The sequence below is a fragment of the Methylobacter sp. genome (genome assembly GCF_004322395.1).
Classification (GTDB): Bacteria; Pseudomonadota; Gammaproteobacteria; order Methylococcales; family Methylomonadaceae; genus Methylobacter_A.
Genome location: NZ_SCTW01000039.1, coordinates 30,683 through 46,619 on the forward strand (window position 1 = coordinate 30,683; position 15,937 = coordinate 46,619).

Consider the following 15,937-nt stretch of genomic DNA (forward strand, 5'->3'; position numbering starts at 1 on the left):
AGGCGAAAAAACCATCCTTTGCGCTTTGCCTTGTGCCTATAAAATTTTATGAAAAAGCCCGGTTTTATCCGCGCCATCCGTATTTTAATTTTTATCATTATTGCTCAATGAAAGTACACCTTAAAACCCTCGGTTGCCGTCTTAACGAAGCGGAACTCGAAACTTGGGCGCAGGCGTTTCAAAAATCCGGCCATCAAATCACCAAGCAAGCCGAAGCCGCTCATCTAATAGTAATTAATTCCTGCGCGGTGACCCAGGACGCCGCCAGAAAATCGCGCCAGCTGATACGCCGTATCCACCGCGATAACCCGCAAGCCAAGCTTGTCGTCAGTGGTTGTTACGCGACTTTAAACGAAGATGAAGCAGCGTCTTTACTGGGCGTTGATTTGATAGTCAGCAACAAGGACAAGGATCAACTGGTCGATAAAACTCTGACGGAACTGAATATGGACAGCATGCCTGTCCTGTCCACCGAGCCTGGAGAAATTTCGTTGTTCACGCGCGGCAGACAACGCGCTTTCGTTAAAGTTCAGGATGGCTGTCGTTACCGCTGCACATTTTGTATCGTTACTGTGGCGCGCGGCGAAGAAAACAGCCGTCCCGTGCAAGCGGTCATTGATAAAATCAATGCGCTGCATCAACAAGGCATCACCGAAGTTATTTTGACCGGCGTACATTTGGGCGGTTACGGTAGCGATTTGGGCAACAACCTGTCCGACTTAATCAAAGCCATATTGGCCGAAACCGATATTCCGCGACTCAGGTTAGGTTCGCTGGAGCCCTGGGAATTGCCGGATGATTTTTTCGAATTGTTCCGCAATCCGCGCTTGATGCCGCATCTGCATCTGCCTTTGCAAAGCGGCTCGGACACTGTGCTGCGCCGTATGGCAAGGCGTTGTAAAACCGAAGAGTTTTCCGCGATAGTCAACCAGTTGCGGGCGCAAATCCCGCACTTTAATATCACCACCGATATTATCGTCGGCTTTCCCGGCGAGACCGAGCAGGAATGGCAGGACAGTTATAATTTCATCAAGCAGACCGGTTTCGGGCATATCCACATCTTCACCTATTCCAGCCGCGAAGGCACCAAAGCCGCGGGCTTGCCGGATCAGGTGAACAATGAAGTCAAAAAGCAGCGCAGCAGGCAGCTGCATGAGCTGGCCGAAGAAATGAAGCTGAAGTTTTTTGCGGACAATGTTGGCAATGAGTTCCCGGTGCTATGGGAAGGCTACAGCGAAGCTCTGACAGATGACAAGCAACGGGTGTTCGGATACACGCCGAATTATCTTCGGGTTGGCTGTGTGATCGGCAACGATGTGCCGGTGGAAAATCGGACGATTAATTGTATGGTAACAGCGGTTGAGGAAGGTTATGTTGTTGGGGAGCTTGTGATGTGATTGAAAGTGCGGTTTTTAGAAGATTATCACCCCGCATCTATCTTTTGAGAGTTTCGTCAAAAACAACCTTATCGTTCCCACGCTCTGCGCTCGTCGTTATACATAAGTATCTGCGGGCTGTCATCATTCCGACGGTTCCTTACCTGGTGTTAGGCGGGAAACATGCGGAGATGTAGACCTTCCAGGTTTTTAAAACCTGGAAGGTCTAACTTGCAACGTTCTGAACAGGTGGGACGTTTCGAATGGAACAATATGCCCCATCTTGCTTGATTCGAAAGAAACTTGTGGAGTAATTCAAATTACATGGCTATCCTAAAAACAGCAAAACGCGCTCTGCAATTCTTCCATATCGGACTCGCGGCCAAAAAACTTCAACGCACCCAAGACGAGACCGAACATCTGCTCGCCAAACAGGCGCTCGCAGGACTATTTGCCGATGCGCGCGGAATTACGATGAAAGTCGGCCAGTTGTTTGCGGGCAACGATGGCACGACTCCGTTTCAGGAGCTTGTCGAAGGCATAGAGCCTTTGCCGCTAAAAGCGATGATCCCGTTGCTTGAAGCGGAACTCGGACAAAAAGTCAAAAGCGTTTTTCGTTCTATCGAGCCAGCCATCGCGGCGGCGTCCTTAGGACAAGTGCATCTTGCGGTGCTTAAAAACGGCGACCAGGTCGCGGTAAAAATCCGCTATCCCGATATAGCCGATGCGGTCGATGCCGAATTGCGTCTGGTCGGCTTGATGCCCGGTGTTGGGCCGGTCAATCGCTGGGGTTTTGATCTTGATGCGTATAAAAAAAGCCTGCGCGATAACATGCGCCGCGAGCTCGATTATCGCTCGGAAGCCCAAAGGCAGGACGTTTTCGGCCGCAGCGTACAAGTTCCTGGACTGAAAGTTCCGAAAGTATATAGCAATTTATGCAGAGAACGCGTTCTGGTGCAAAGCAGGGCGCAAGGCGTGTTGATCGACAAGGCCGCTAGCTGGTCGGAACAGGATCGTTTGGCTATCGGTCAAACGCTGATGATGACGCTGTTTAAAAGCCTGTTTGTCGCAGGCGAAGTGCATGGCGACCCGCATCCGGGTAACGTCTTTTATAGCCATGACGAGTATGGTCAACCGCAAGTTACATTGCTCGATTACGGCTGTACAATCAACATTGCCGAACAGCGCAGATTGGCGCTGCTCAAGTTGATTGTGGGTTGTCGTGAACGAAGCTCTACTAAACCGCTGGATTGTTTTGCGGCGCTGGGTTTCGACAGCAAAAAACTCATCCCTATCAGCGGCTCGTTGCCGGCTTTATGCCAAATATTGTTCAGGCCTTTTTTAATAAACCATCCGTTTGATCCCGAGCAATGGCAACTGGGTAAGTCATTTAACGACCTGCTTGGCGATTACCGCTGGTGGTTTAGGTCTGCCGGGCCTTCCGACCTGTTTTTACTGATGCGCGCCTTTCAAGGGCTGATCCAGCAGTTGCAACAACTGGATGTTAATCTGCCTTGGTGGACGCTGCTGCAACAAGCGGTCGGTAGGGAGTTTATTCAGCAGGCGATGGCTTTTGAGTTGCCCATAATCAAGTGTGCCCCGACAGCCAAGGCGCTGAGTTTTGATCAGCAAGCAACCGTGCTCTGTGTACGCGTCAGCGAAGGCGGCGAGCAGCGTATTTCTATTAAAATGCCGGCCGAAGCGGTGCTGGATTTGGAGCATCTGATTCCTGAAGATGTATTGGAGCGAATTATAGCTTCCGGAAAAATCGATCTTAAACAATTGAGCGATTCAATCCGCGCTAATGGAATTGTTCCTCAGCAATTGTTTACTTTTGAAGACGGCAGAAAAACCTATAGGGTATGGCTGAGCAATTCAGATTGAAGGTAGCTGGAGTTCAACTGCATAGCTGTAGAACTCCAGTTTTTCATGCTCTCAATTGTCATAAGTTGATGCAGGGGGATCGGCCTAAAGGCGAATGATTAAACTATTTTTGGGGCGATTTTTAGCATTTGTGCGGTTGTGACGTTATTTTTTACAGCAGCCTGTTTAAGTATTCAATGTATCCATAAGATCGATCATAAATTCCATCTCTTCATCTTCAATACCAACCCAGGCATCAATCCCCAAGCCCTCCAAAACGCCTTTTCCTTTTGCATCGTTACTCATATCTACTAGCAGGCTTTGGAATTTATCCCTTTTTTCGACCAGTTTCGGCCCAATCATCAGTGAATGATGGATAACGCTAATTTGGCTGCGAACTAAAATTTTCAGCTGACTTTTAATCATATTCGATAAATTATCGTAAGCTTCAGCCAGGAAAATGCCTACATCGGCATCACCGCGTAACAAATGTTTTGCAACTAGAACATAAGTATCACAAACATTGATATTCACGTTGTTGGCGTCCAAATCGCCAGGTTCCAGCATGATCATGCCCATCAAGTGAACATCAGGGTCGTCAGTAACGGCAACCCTGATACCGGGCAACAAATGGGCTACGTCTTCCACGGTATTTTCGGCATTGACGGCGATAATAGCTTCATCTGCTCTGCCTAAAGGTTTCACTAAAGGTAAAAAGCCTTTTTCGCGAACCAGCATTGCGGCATCAAAGGGATTAGCATAAATTAAATCAACTTTATCGCTTTTGATGGCTTCTCTCTGACTATGAAAATCGTTATACATTTCCAAATGGATAGCTTCTCCTGTCTGCTTTTGCAGCCAAGTATTAAAGATATACCAACCGGAAATATGATCAGGTGAAAAATCTGGACTGATTGTAAATAAATTCGACATGATGGATTCCGTATGGATTAAAACAAAGTTGGATATAGTTTGATGCATTCTTCCACTTTGGTTCGAGAGGGTTTTCGACGTACAGAGGTATAGCCCGTTACTTTACCGTTCCGGACATTTGGGATGACTGTAGCTTTGACCCAATAATAACCGCCGTCTTTACGTAAATTTTTTACAAAACCTTGCCATTTATTACCTTTTTGTATGGTATCCCATAGATCTTTGAAGGCCGCCGGCGGCATATCCGGATGTCTTAATATTGAATGCGGGGTATTGAGAAGTTCATCTTTAGTATATCCCGACATTTCAATAAAGGCCTGATTAACATGAGTGATCACGCCATTCGGGTCAGTGGTCGATACGATAAGTTTACCGTCAGGATAAGGTGTTTCAATTTGGGTATATAAAATCTTGCGAGTCAAATTGCCAAATAAGTTTAAGGTAATCTCTTGATAATCTCCGACTATATCGTCATGTTTCATATCGTGAAGCATTTGCTGTCCTCTTAATAAAGTGGTTTATAACAAATCAGCAATACTCTCTGCTGCCCGTTTTACATCCAGAAAAATCAGGCCTAATTTAGCATTAGGTTTTGCCATGACCGTTAATACCGCTTCATCGCCGGCATAAGTCATCAGTACATATCCCAATGCACCTTTAATCAGTACCTGCTCCAATGTACCTCTTGCCAATTCCTTAGCCGTCCTGTCTCCTAAAGAAAGCATTGCAGCGCTCATCGCACCCACTCTGTCTTCGTCCAAACCGGCGGGTAATACGGAAGCCATCATCAGTCCATCGGTCGATATAACGCCTGATGCCTGTATATCTGCTGAAGTACCATTAAGTTCTGTTAACACAGAAGTCAGCATATCTGCTCGCATTTTAATTTCCTCTTCTCTTTGGTAAGATTATGTTAGTAAGTTTAGATTTAAAGCTATTTAATTGCATAGCGCATGCTGAGCGCCCAAACCAGAGAAACAAATTCCGGCTGGTTAAAATGGGGAATTCCGGAAATGGCGACAACAAAGCGATTATTGCCGATAAATAATGGCCAGAATCCAACCTGACTATTGCCTGCTGCATCAATTACTGCCCAGGCATGGCTTGCCAGTCCCATGTTGTTCATCAATAAACCGGATCGGCGCTCGTGCACGGTTGCTATTTCAGCGCTTAATGCCGATAGCTCTTCGGCAGTTTCATGTGGAAATCCATGACTGGACAAGTAAAAACCCTGGCTATCGGCTAATAACACCTTGCCATGTTCTGAAATCTTACTTAACCATTCAGGCAAAATTTCTTCTAATGCGCCCTGCGGATATTGAAGTACGGTATCAAGTCCCTGAATCCAGCCTAATTTCTGGCAATGATGCAGCAACTCCATACATTTTTGTTCTTCATCCTGATTCATCAGCAGCTGCAGATTGGCTATATTGAGCGCATAGGTTTGCTTCTGTTTTAGTAGCGCTCTTAAAAATTGGCGCGGCTTATCCGTTTCCACAGAGCAGGCCGCATAATAAGCGCCGGCCGGCGTTGGATACAGGTATAACCCTTCTGTTAACGAATAGGCGCTCATGTATCATGCCTCAATTTCAGGATCCAGAGAATACAGTAATGACTGCACTAAAAGCGAAACATCATTTTTGACTCTGGCATCAACAGAAAACACCGGTGGATTTATCCCTATCCCTTGCAGTTGGATATGGTAATCGTCAATAGTAGGCTTATTACTCAGATCCATTTGTGTTACTCCAATGGCTACATTGGTTTCAGCTATAAATTTCTGAAATGAATCCAGAAAAAATTTCATATCTTGAAAAGGATCCGCTCTTGTATTATCAAGCAGCAAAATCAAACCGATGCCGCCTGTTGTCAGGATATCCCACATAAAATCAAAACGTTCTTGCCCGGGCGTGCCATAAAGATGGATTTTTTCACCGCCGGTAAGATTCATAATGCCATAATCCATCGCTACAGTTGTTGACGATTTTTTGGTTTTTGTCATGTCACTGGCGGAAGCATCCGTTTTAACCGGCGGTATATCGCTGATTGACTCAATGGCCGTTGTTTTGCCCGCGCCTACCGGCCCTGTAAAGATGATTTTGTATTGACTCATATGGCTCCAATTCTATGATTTATTTAAGCTTAATTTTCCAATAATTCTATTTAACAATCCTTGTTGCTCACTTTTTTTGATAGCTGATGGTTGAATGATTTCATCCGCTTTTCTTTTAGCCTGCCCAATCAACCCGAGCGCATAAGCTGCGCTGATGAAAACAAACACATATTGCGGTTTGATTTTTAAAATGTCAGCGATTTCAGGCAGGGTTCTGGGGCTAGCTATCAGCAATGCTGCGATCCTTAATGCATGAGGAGTGATAACAAGGCGAGTAAAATTTGGCCAGTGTTTTAAAAAAACCGGTCTATGTATATCCAGAGCGTCTGGATAACGTCCTTTAGATGTCCATGCAGCGAGCTTCCAGAGGAAGGCATCCTTGCTATGAAACTTTTCTAAATCTTTCTGAATTGATGAAGTAGCTGACTCCACCGGAGTAAGGGTTATCGCAGGGACTGAAATTTTATTCATCACTACGCTAGCAAAAGCCCTCAGCTGTTTGTCGTCAGCGTCAAGCCAGATTTCATAGTTATGAGGAAAAATAATAAGCGGCTTCCAACTCGAATTTAAACACATCACCTGTTTTTTGGCTTCGGCTACCATTAAGGCCGACTGAACGTATCCCTGAAAATACTGTTTGGGGTTATAAGTCGCAGCGGTAAATTGCTTCGGATCATTTACATCCAGACCTGGAATTGACCCTATATATGAGTTAAATTTCCCTTCATCAAGCTGCATTGCAGTTTGATGTTTTGAGGTTTTTTTCTGTTCATCAGTGGTAAGCTTTTTAACCTGATCTTTTACTGATGGTAGAACATTTTCAGTTTTGGGAATTAAGCTTTGTGACTGACGTATAGCTGTATTTTCCATATTAGAATTGACATGATTACTCGATCTTTTCTTTACGGATAAAATTGCAGCGGCTTCGCTCAGGGCGAACAGCATATCGTCGACCTTGACAGGCTTTTTTACATAGAGAATGTTTTCGAATGTCAGTTCCTGTAAGGATAATGCAATAATCGGTTTTGCAGATTCAGCCAGTTTTCGTTCAAGTAGTGTTTTGGCTTCTAGGGAATCAGCATCGATAATATCAATTTCAGCATTTAGGTCTTCAACAACAGCGGCAGCTCCTTTACAAGGGCCTTGAAGATACATCACCATCATTTTATTAGTTCGCCCATCCATGCCGTGGAGAGCGACTTTTAAAGGGCTTTTGCTTTTATCTTTCATTGGTTACGCTCATTAAAAAATGCTTGTAATATATTCCAGTCATTGGGCATAACTACATCCAAAGTGGTTACAATATTAAACATTTTTGTAAATCCCGAGCTATCGAAAGTCGATTTATACAGTTCTAATAAGCACTGATGGAGCTCCAGCCTCTGGGGTTGAATTACTATGGCTTTTTCCAGAACCTCTTTTGCTTCATTCAATTGGCTGTATTCAATATAATCGTAAGCCAAGTTCAGCGGGTCATGCTCCTGCTCATCAGGCACTTCAATCTGTTGAACCAGATTTCTGGTGCCAATCAGACCTTTTGTAAAAACAGAGTATTCATTTCCGGCCAACAGTGCGACATCAATGTTCTCAGTCATATATTTCAGCAGTTTCTTATATTGTTCATCGGATAATTTCGATTTTGTCCCGGTTATCATCCGCCAGCTGATGGCTTTTCCCCGTCCATTTAAAATAACCAGTAAATCAACTAGTGCTGCAAAAAGCTGTTCTTGTAAATTTGCCTGGTAGCAATGATAAATACGCTGAATATGTGCAATTAATCGTTTGGGTTTTCGGGTGATAAGTAAAACAAATTCCTTTAAGAGATTATTTGGCAATTTGTCGTCGGTAAAATTAAAGGCATTTGAGTCCGACAATAAAAACATATCAGACTTCGCAGATTCCTTTATATTATTTTGTTCGTCATGACAAACAATCAACTGGCTGTATATAGTCATTCCTTAATTCTCAAGTAAATTCTGATAAAAGAATAGATGGAATCCGGTTATTTACTAGTTTTAACGCTAATAAAATTAGGGTATTAGAATTACAGTCGAGATATCAGTTCTCGAAAGATAAAAGACGTGAGACTGGCAATATTTGCCGCTGTTACCGGGCAGTTTTTGAAAGTGGTGGGCATCATCCCTCCCTCATTGATGAAGGGAGGGATGATGCCCTGTAGTTCGTTATTTGCTCTTTGCCAACCTAATCATATTTGATGTATTTAAACCTCGGGTCATCGGGGGTGCCTTCTAATGCGCCGCCCTCTTTGCCGGGCTGCCACATGATCACTTCTTCGATTTTACGGGCTAATTCAAAATCCTTATTAGTAATGCCTTTAGCCGCATGATTCATTAGTTTAACGATCACAAAGGCATAAGAAACGGTAAGGTCCGGATGATGGAACGCCGCCTCAGCCAAATGTCCTACAGTATTAACAACCATTAACGTCGCTTTCCAGCCGCTGGTTTTGTATTTACGCCGAATCCAGCCGTTTTCTAAATACCAGTGCGGCAGTTCTTCTTTTAACCGTTGTTCGACGTCTTCATCGGAATAATTATCTTCGTGCTTGCGTTCTCTCCAACCCATAATAAACACCTCGTACTTGGTTATGAATGATGAAGGCTAAAAAATTCAGATAGCCTTGTTATTTTCGTTTTCCGGTTCCAGATGTGTGATTTCACAGCCTTGTTGATAAAAAATAAATGATGGGGCAAATGGAACAACATTAATAGTCATTGTTGTTTCTTCTTGAAACAGTTTAAGTGGATTAGCTATGCTGCTACGGAAATTGTTAGACAATTGTTTAGTCAGTTTCTCTTGTGCTTCATCAGCGCCCAGGGAGAAGGGATCTTCATTAAGATTGGTTGCATTAATGGCTTCCTGCAACGCTTGTGTCGAAAAAGTTTGAATTTTATTTTCGAAGTCACTAAAAATTTGTGGTCCTTTATCCTCTTTAATCCGTTTTATATCGACTGGATCGGCATAGATCAGAAATGAGCCCTTAGCCCCTTGAAAATCGTTTTTGCAGGCCCCTCCATCCATGATTCTGACCAAGTTTAATGTTTTGTCCTCTTTAATCAGGGTCAGCGGTGGATTTTGACCTGATTTTTGCGATGAATCATCGGTTATTGGGGGTAATTTTTCAGGAGTCGATAAAGGCTCTGTTTCCTGCTTGGCTTGTTGAGTCGAGCATGCTGTCAACGCAATAAATGCTATACCGATTAAAAATTTCAAGTTTGATTTCATAGATAGATAGGATGTATTTTAATTCAGGTTCGAGCATTGTAATCCTTAAAAGGCGTGGGGTAAAAAAATATGGCTGGTGAGTTAAAAGGCGCGTTATAACCGGTAAAAATGAAAAAATGTTGATCATGTATAGCCTTGCCAAACAATTGATATATTTAAAAAGCCTCGTCTGAGTTATCGTTTATCATGAGGATTTATTACGGATACATTAAAATTTCGCTTTACAAGATTGCCATAAATAATTAAAAAGTGAGTTTTTAGGCTAGCTTAATTATGACAATGAAAGTATCTAAATCTGTATCAGATAAATCCGCGCCTGAGGCTGGTGTTGACAAAAACAAAGATGAAGTTGATCTTGATATTGAAAGCTTCGATTTGGGTTTGAGCAATGAATATATAACGCTTCCTAATGAAAGTGAGCGAGCTGCAAAAAAGATGGCTGCACGCAGAAAAATTGAGCTGTACTGGGAGAAAAAGCGTTTGCAAGAACAACTCGGTGATTTTGATGAGGAGGATCTCGATTTCTAATTTAGCAATATCAACGCGCGCCGTTGATTTATTGCCGTAATATGATTTTTTAATTAACAGGTTGTTGGGCGGATTTTATGGTCGAGAGTCGGCTGTGCAATCATGTTCAACCGATTATTCAATCCGGTTTGCACTTTTTTCAGTTAATATAGTTACCCGTTGGTAAGTTCTTCTTTTGCAATCCGGATATCATGATTTTTTTTACCCCCGTTACTGCGGCAGTCAACTACTTTAAAAAAACGTGTCTGCTGATTTTCCTGATCGGTTTTTTCGGCACAGCATCGGCTAAAGAACAACACTTTCTGGTTCTCAATTATCACGACATCGTCGGAGCGGAAGGCGCTAAACCGCCTTTCAATTCGATGGATGTCAGTGTCGATCATCTTGAAGAGCATCTGGGCTGGTTGAAAAAAAACGGTTACAAGATTGTCAGTGTGCAAAATATTGTCGATGCAGCCGCAGGCCAGGATGATACCTTACCCGATAAAGCGGCGTTACTGACTTTTGACGATGGCTATCTAAGTTTTTATACTCGAGTCTTTCCGATATTAAAAAAACATCATTATCCGGCTACGGTTGCCTTGGTTGGAACCTGGATGGATGGCAACGTCACTGCCGACGAACCGGGCAAACCCTTGCTCAATTGGGATCAGGTAAGAGAACTGGTGCAATCCGGCTTAGTGGAGGTCGCCTCCCACAGTTACGATCTGCATAAAGGCGTGAATGCCAATCCGCAAGCCAATTCACAGGCAGCGGCGGTTACCCGGCTGTATGACGATTCGATGCTGGTTTACGAAACGGATGAACAGTATCACGAACGCATTCATGCAGCTTTGCTAAAAAGCGCCGAGTTCATCTTTCAACATGCCGGCATCAGACCCAGAGTTATGGTTTGGCCGTATGGGGAATACAATCAAATTGCTGTGCAGGCCTCGCGCGAAGCCGGAATGCCTATGACGATGGGGCTGGCGGACGGCTTTAACACAGTGGCCGATATAAGCGCTTTGCGCCGTTTGATTATGGTGGATAATCCCGATGTCAGCCAATTTGCAGAAATTGTTACCGGGCTGCGCGCCGGTAGGACTTTACGGGTGGCGCATCTGGATATGGATTATCTTTACGATAAAGACCCTGAGCAAACCGAGCATAATTTGGATGCCGCGATTCAACGCATCAAAGACATGCATATTAATACAGTTTATTTACAGGCCTATGCCGATCCTGACGGCGACGGCAATGCCGACGCGTTATATTTTCTTAATCGGCATTTACCGGTAAAACAGGATTTGTTCAGCCGGGTTGCTTGGCAATTAAAAACAGTAGCCAGAGTGAAAGTGTATGCCTGGATGCCGATTATGGCTTATCAAGGCAAAGCGCCTAAATCTTGGTATGTTCAGGAATGGCTGGACGGCAAGGCACAAAATGCCAGCCATATTTATACCCGGTTGTCGCCGTTCAATCCCGAAGCGCGTCAATATGTGGCTGAAATTTACGAAGACTTGGCTAAATATTGTAATTTTGACGGCATCTTATTTCATGATGACGGAATCTTATCGGATTATGAAGATGTATCGCCGGTAGCACTTAGCTTTACGAAAGAGGCCTGGGGCCTGCCCGATCAATTCGAACAACTGCATGCAACCAGCAAAATGCGCATGGTTTGGGCGCAACACAAAACCGAATTAATTAACCAATTTACTGATGAGCTGGCGGATAGGGTGCGTATTTACCGCCCCGGTATAAAAACTGCGCGTAATTTTTATGCACTGCCTTTGTTAAAGCCCTACAGTGAAGAATGGTACGCACAGTCGTTCCAATCCTTTTTGGCGCATTACGATTACGTAGCCATTGAAGCCATGCCGTTTATGGAAGAGGCGGAAAGTCCCAAGCAATGGCTCACGCAGTTGGTAAAAGCAACGGCCAAGCAGCCTGATGGGCTTAAAAAAACCGTGTTTGAGTTGCAGTCGGTTAATTGGAAAAACCAAGAAAAAATTCCGATGCCGGTCTTTATCGAACAACTGGAGTTATTGAAAAAATTGGGTGTCAATCACATTGGTTATTATCCGGACAACGTGTTTGAGGATCAGCCGCGCTTGAGCGATTTACAACAACATTTTTCACTGCCTATCCAGCCTTAGCCATGAATTCTGTTTTAATCCGCCTGAATAAGGCGGGCAACGCCGCTTGTCGTGAAAAATCATGAATACTTCATTACAAAATTTAAATTTAATATTACAAAACCAGTGGCGCGATTTTATGTCTGTATTGGAACCGCTGGATGGCTTAATTGAAGGATTCATTTATTACTATCCTTTGTTTATGGCCTACATCTGGATGTTTGGCGCGATCATTTTTTATTTTCGTTATGAATGGCGTCAGCAAGGTAATGCCGAACACCTGCCTGAATTAACCGAGCAACCGCCCGTTTCCATTTTGATTCCCTGTTATAACGAAGCGGACAATATTCGCGAAACTGTGGAAATTTTGCTGCGCCAAAAATATCCCGCCTTCGAAATTATCGCCGTTAATGACGGTAGTAAAGACAACACCTTGGCGATATTACAAGAGTTGGCCGAACAACACGATCAGCTTCGTGTGGTCAATTTACATACTAATCAGGGCAAGGCAATGGGCTTGCGTACCGCCGCGTTACTGGCCAACAGTGAAATCCTAATTTGCATTGACGGCGATGCGCTGCTGGCTCCCGAAGCCATTGCCTGGATGGTGCGGCATTTTCTGGATAACCCGAATGTCGGCGCGGTCACCGGTAACCCGCGCATTCGCAATCGATCTACGTTATTAGGCAAGATTCAGGTTGGGGAATTTTCAGCCATAGTCGGCATGATCAAACGGGCGCAACGCTCTTACGGAAAAGTATTCACCGTCTCCGGCGTTATTGCGGCATTTCGTAAATCCGCATTGCACGATGTCGGTTATTGGAGCAACGACATGGTTACCGAAGATATAGACATCAGTTGGAAACTACAGCTGGCCGGTTGGTCGATCTATTTCGAGCCGAACGCCTTGTGTTGGGTATTAATGCCGGAAACCCTGCAAGGCTTATGGAAGCAGCGAATGCGTTGGGCGCAGGGCGGAACCGAAGTGTTGCTGCGTTATTTTCGCGATCTGTTTCGCTGGCCGTCCCGCGGCATGTGGTTGCTCTACGGCGAATGCCTGATCAGTATCTTCTGGGCGTTTTTGATATTGCTGCATGTGCTTTACGCCCCCGTGGCATTATTCAACGAATCGGCAGACGAATCATTGCACGATCTTAGCCCTAATTGGACCAGCATGTTGCTGAGCCTGACTTGTCTTATACAATTCGGCGTCAGCCTGTTCATCGATTCGCGCTACGAATACCGTACCGGAGGCGTCGCCCGTTATTATTACTGGATGGTATGGTATCCCATCGTGTATTGGCTGATAAATGTCGGCACCACCATTATCGGTTCGATTCGGGCAATAAAAAAGAAACGCGGACAACGCGCCATCTGGGTCACAGTAGATAGGGGCCTGCGGGAAAAATGAAAGAATACATTATTAACGCACCGCAATTGCAAAGTCTGCAAAAACGGGCAGGGGCTTTATTTGCTTGGGCCGTCTGCTGGGTGATGTGGATTTATTTATTGGTTCCATTGGTCACTTTAAGCAGTTGGGTGTTGGGCGACAGAAAGATGATCAATGAAATGCGCTGGTTTGGCGGTTACAAAAGCCTGTTGGAACTGATGCAGATCTACGTTATAACCTTGCTGATTATGGTTGCGCTTTGGTTATGCTGGGTTTTTTATCGCATGTTGCGGAGCAGGGCGATACTATCGATAGCCGATAAGATTGTTAGCGACACGGAACTATGTGAGTTTTATCAGGTAAAAGCCGATGAATTGCAACAGTGCCGAGACGCAGCAATGATTACCGTTTATTTTGACGATCACGGACATATAGTTCATCTTGACCCGCATATAAATCGTTAGTCTCTTTAATTCACTGTCCACGAAAAGCACGAAAGCCAAAAGTAGGCGCCTCTAGGCGACACGAAAAATGTAGAGCCGTATGTTTCTGTATTTACGGCGTCATATCAAATTATTCATACCTTCTCGCTTATGCTCAGGACAAGCATGGACGACTGCTATCGACATCCATATGTTTCTGTATCCAGTTTTTTCGTGCTTTTAGTGCCTTTCGTGGACTTTGTTATATATGTGCGTAACATCAATTAATCAGAAGAGGGCATCCCAATTGAGCCTTAACCGGTAACTCATAACCAGCCTTTTCGTTTAAAAAACCAGTACGGTGCAATACCTGATAGCAGCATTAATCCCAACGCACCAGGATAGCCCAGCTGTAAGTTGAGTTCCGGCATGTGTTGGAAATTCATGCCGTAAATGCTGGCAACCAGGGTAGGAGGCAGAAATACTACGGCCGCAATCGAAAAGATTTTAATAATCTTGTTTTGAGTAATATTAATAAAGCCTTGGGTTGAATCCATCAAGAAGTTGATTTTATCGAACAGGAACGTAGTATGCGACATCAGCGTATCCACGTCGCGCATGATCTCCCGCGCCGTTTCCTGCAACTCGGGGTGGTTGCGCAAATGCCGTTGCAGAAAAGAAATGGAGCGCTGCGTATCCATCAGGCACAGGCGAATTTTCCCGTTGCTATCTTCCAATTTGGCCAGTTGATCAATAGCATTTTCAAGGTCGGAGTCTATTTCTTCGAGCACCAGATAACTGACGTCTTCCAGTTTACGATGAATATCCTCCAGCGCATCGGCGAGATTTTCCACTTTTTGCTCGAATATAAGCACCAGTAATTCCTGCGGCGAATGCGCCGCTACCTGTCCATGCCGGGCGCGCATACGCAGCAGGCGAAAATCCGCTAACGCACCTTCACGCAGAGTAATTAACCGGTCGTTTTGCAAAATAAAAGCGACGGTGGCTGTACTGTGGCGTCCTTCGCTTTGGGCAAGAAACAAAGAGCGTACATGAACGCCGGTGTTATCGGTAAAGTAACGCGCCGAAGACTCGATTTCCTCCACATCATCCGATTCAGGTAATGTCGTGCGAAGAAATGCTTGCAGCTGAGAGCGTTCATTGTCGCTGGGATCGTGAGCGTCAATCCAGGAAGCTTTAGCGACGGCCTGCTTGATCTGGTCTTCAGGCGGTGTTTGCTCTTTGAGGCGCCCCTTGTCGAAATTGAATAGTCTTAACATTATGGATTTCCGTTTTTTAATTATACCCAGAGGGCATAAGTTTCGTTTGAGCAGGCGAGCTGCTCAACTCAGCTTTACACAGACAAACTATCGGGGTGAATCAGCGCGACTAATTTGGCGGTGCCTTCGGTCAATTCTGTCCAATCGCTTTCAAAAGCCAGTTGGGCTAAAGCGGCTGTAGGCAGGTGCTTTCCGTTAGCCGATAACGGAACCGAATGGGGGACTAATTTCAATAACAACTCTTCCAAGCCGGGATTATGGCCGACCAACAGCACTCGCCGTTTATGGCAGCCGGTTTTTAATATCGCAAGTAATGTTTGAGCATCAGCTTCATAAATACGAGGGTCGCAGACAATAGCAGATTTGGCTATGTTTAGCTGTCTGCAGACTCGTTGCGCCGTTTCCAGTGCGCGTGTCGCCGGAGAACTGAGTATGGTGTCGGGTATCAAACCCTGTTCATACAGCCAGCGTCCAATCTGTTTTGCAGCGCGCCGGCCGCGTTTTTTCAGGGGACGGGAAAAATCATTCGTATCGACAGACCAATCCGATTTGGCATGCCGCATTAATAAGAGCTCGTGGGTCATGAAATATTTTCGTCTATCAAGAGTAATGGCCGGACGCTTGTTTGCGTAATACTATACCAGTTAATTTTTAAAAATTTATTAAATC

17 protein-coding genes are annotated in these 15,937 nt (G+C 44.7%); 6 read left to right on the forward strand and 11 right to left on the reverse strand.

Annotation, left to right across the window (positions count from 1 at the left end):
• The first annotated feature begins 107 nt into the window (after positions 1–107).
• On the forward strand, positions 108–1,397 hold the full coding sequence (mtaB, locus tag EPO18_RS05655; RefSeq protein ID WP_292431728.1) for a tRNA (N(6)-L-threonylcarbamoyladenosine(37)-C(2))-methylthiotransferase MtaB: 1,290 nt from the start codon (positions 108–110) through the stop codon (positions 1,395–1,397).
• 303 nt (positions 1,398–1,700) lie between these two features.
• Positions 1,701–3,260, forward strand: a complete 1,560-nt coding sequence (locus EPO18_RS05660; RefSeq protein ID WP_292431730.1) for an ABC1 kinase family protein — start codon at positions 1,701–1,703, stop codon at positions 3,258–3,260.
• 165 nt (positions 3,261–3,425) lie between these two features.
• Here the strand turns inward: EPO18_RS05660 and EPO18_RS05665 are convergent, their stop codons facing one another.
• The 9 genes from EPO18_RS05665 to EPO18_RS05705 all read right to left on the reverse strand — a co-directional run bounded on the left by EPO18_RS05665 (position 3,426) and on the right by EPO18_RS05705 (position 9,519).
• Complete coding sequence (locus EPO18_RS05665) at positions 3,426–4,172, reverse strand: phosphate/phosphite/phosphonate ABC transporter substrate-binding protein (protein WP_292431733.1); 747 nt, start codon at positions 4,170–4,172, stop codon at positions 3,426–3,428.
• A gap of 17 nt (positions 4,173–4,189) precedes the next feature.
• The gene (locus EPO18_RS05670) at positions 4,190–4,666 is read right to left on the reverse strand and encodes a PAS domain-containing protein (RefSeq protein ID WP_292431736.1); all 477 of its coding nucleotides are present in this window, start codon (positions 4,664–4,666) and stop codon (positions 4,190–4,192) included.
• Between the two features lie 24 nt (positions 4,667–4,690).
• Positions 4,691–5,053 carry a roadblock/LC7 domain-containing protein gene (locus tag EPO18_RS05675; RefSeq protein WP_292431739.1) on the reverse strand — a complete coding sequence of 121 codons (363 nt, stop codon included), beginning with the start codon at positions 5,051–5,053 and terminating at the stop codon, positions 4,691–4,693.
• Between the two features lie 53 nt (positions 5,054–5,106).
• Positions 5,107–5,745: a hypothetical protein gene (locus EPO18_RS05680; protein ID WP_292431741.1), complete on the reverse strand. Its 639-nt coding sequence runs from the start codon at positions 5,743–5,745 to the stop codon at positions 5,107–5,109.
• Between the two features lie 3 nt (positions 5,746–5,748).
• Positions 5,749–6,285, reverse strand: coding sequence for a GTP-binding protein (locus tag EPO18_RS05685; protein ID WP_292431744.1), 537 nt, complete (start codon positions 6,283–6,285; stop codon positions 5,749–5,751).
• 12 nt (positions 6,286–6,297) lie between these two features.
• Positions 6,298–7,515 (reverse strand): hypothetical protein, encoded by a 1,218-nt coding sequence (locus EPO18_RS05690; RefSeq protein WP_292431747.1) that lies wholly within the window; start codon positions 7,513–7,515, stop codon positions 6,298–6,300.
• Positions 7,512–8,240, reverse strand: a complete 729-nt coding sequence (locus tag EPO18_RS05695) for a type IV pilus assembly protein FimV (protein WP_292431750.1) — start codon at positions 8,238–8,240, stop codon at positions 7,512–7,514. The genes EPO18_RS05690 and EPO18_RS05695 overlap by 4 nt, the downstream gene beginning before the upstream one ends.
• A 247-nt stretch (positions 8,241–8,487) precedes the next feature.
• Positions 8,488–8,871, reverse strand: a complete 384-nt coding sequence (locus tag EPO18_RS05700) for a 4a-hydroxytetrahydrobiopterin dehydratase (protein WP_292431753.1) — start codon at positions 8,869–8,871, stop codon at positions 8,488–8,490.
• A gap of 45 nt (positions 8,872–8,916) precedes the next feature.
• Positions 8,917–9,519, reverse strand: a complete 603-nt coding sequence (locus EPO18_RS05705; RefSeq protein ID WP_292431755.1) for a hypothetical protein — start codon at positions 9,517–9,519, stop codon at positions 8,917–8,919.
• Between the two features lie 285 nt (positions 9,520–9,804).
• Here EPO18_RS05705 and EPO18_RS05710 point away from each other — a divergent pair, with 285 nt between their 5' ends.
• The 4 genes from EPO18_RS05710 (at position 9,805) to pgaD (ending at position 14,030) form a co-directional block, all read left to right on the forward strand.
• Complete coding sequence (locus tag EPO18_RS05710; protein WP_292431758.1) at positions 9,805–10,059, forward strand: PA3496 family putative envelope integrity protein; 255 nt, start codon at positions 9,805–9,807, stop codon at positions 10,057–10,059.
• 191 nt (positions 10,060–10,250) lie between these two features.
• Positions 10,251–12,197, forward strand: a complete 1,947-nt coding sequence (gene pgaB, locus EPO18_RS05715) for a poly-beta-1,6-N-acetyl-D-glucosamine N-deacetylase PgaB (RefSeq protein WP_292431761.1) — start codon at positions 10,251–10,253, stop codon at positions 12,195–12,197.
• A 61-nt stretch (positions 12,198–12,258) separates the two neighbouring features.
• On the forward strand, positions 12,259–13,587 hold the full coding sequence (gene pgaC / locus EPO18_RS05720; RefSeq protein WP_292431763.1) for a poly-beta-1,6-N-acetyl-D-glucosamine synthase: 1,329 nt from the start codon (positions 12,259–12,261) through the stop codon (positions 13,585–13,587).
• Positions 13,584–14,030, forward strand: coding sequence for a poly-beta-1,6-N-acetyl-D-glucosamine biosynthesis protein PgaD (gene pgaD, locus EPO18_RS05725; RefSeq protein WP_292431765.1), 447 nt, complete (start codon positions 13,584–13,586; stop codon positions 14,028–14,030). Before pgaC ends, pgaD begins: the two co-directional genes overlap by 4 nt.
• Positions 14,031–14,314: 284 nt before the next feature.
• Here the strand turns inward: pgaD and corA are convergent, their stop codons facing one another.
• Complete coding sequence (gene corA, locus EPO18_RS05730) at positions 14,315–15,268, reverse strand: magnesium/cobalt transporter CorA (protein WP_292431768.1); 954 nt, start codon at positions 15,266–15,268, stop codon at positions 14,315–14,317.
• Between the two features lie 74 nt (positions 15,269–15,342).
• Positions 15,343–15,852 carry a SixA phosphatase family protein gene (locus EPO18_RS05735; RefSeq protein ID WP_292431771.1) on the reverse strand — a complete coding sequence of 170 codons (510 nt, stop codon included), beginning with the start codon at positions 15,850–15,852 and terminating at the stop codon, positions 15,343–15,345.
• Between the last annotated feature and the right edge of the window lie 85 nt (positions 15,853–15,937).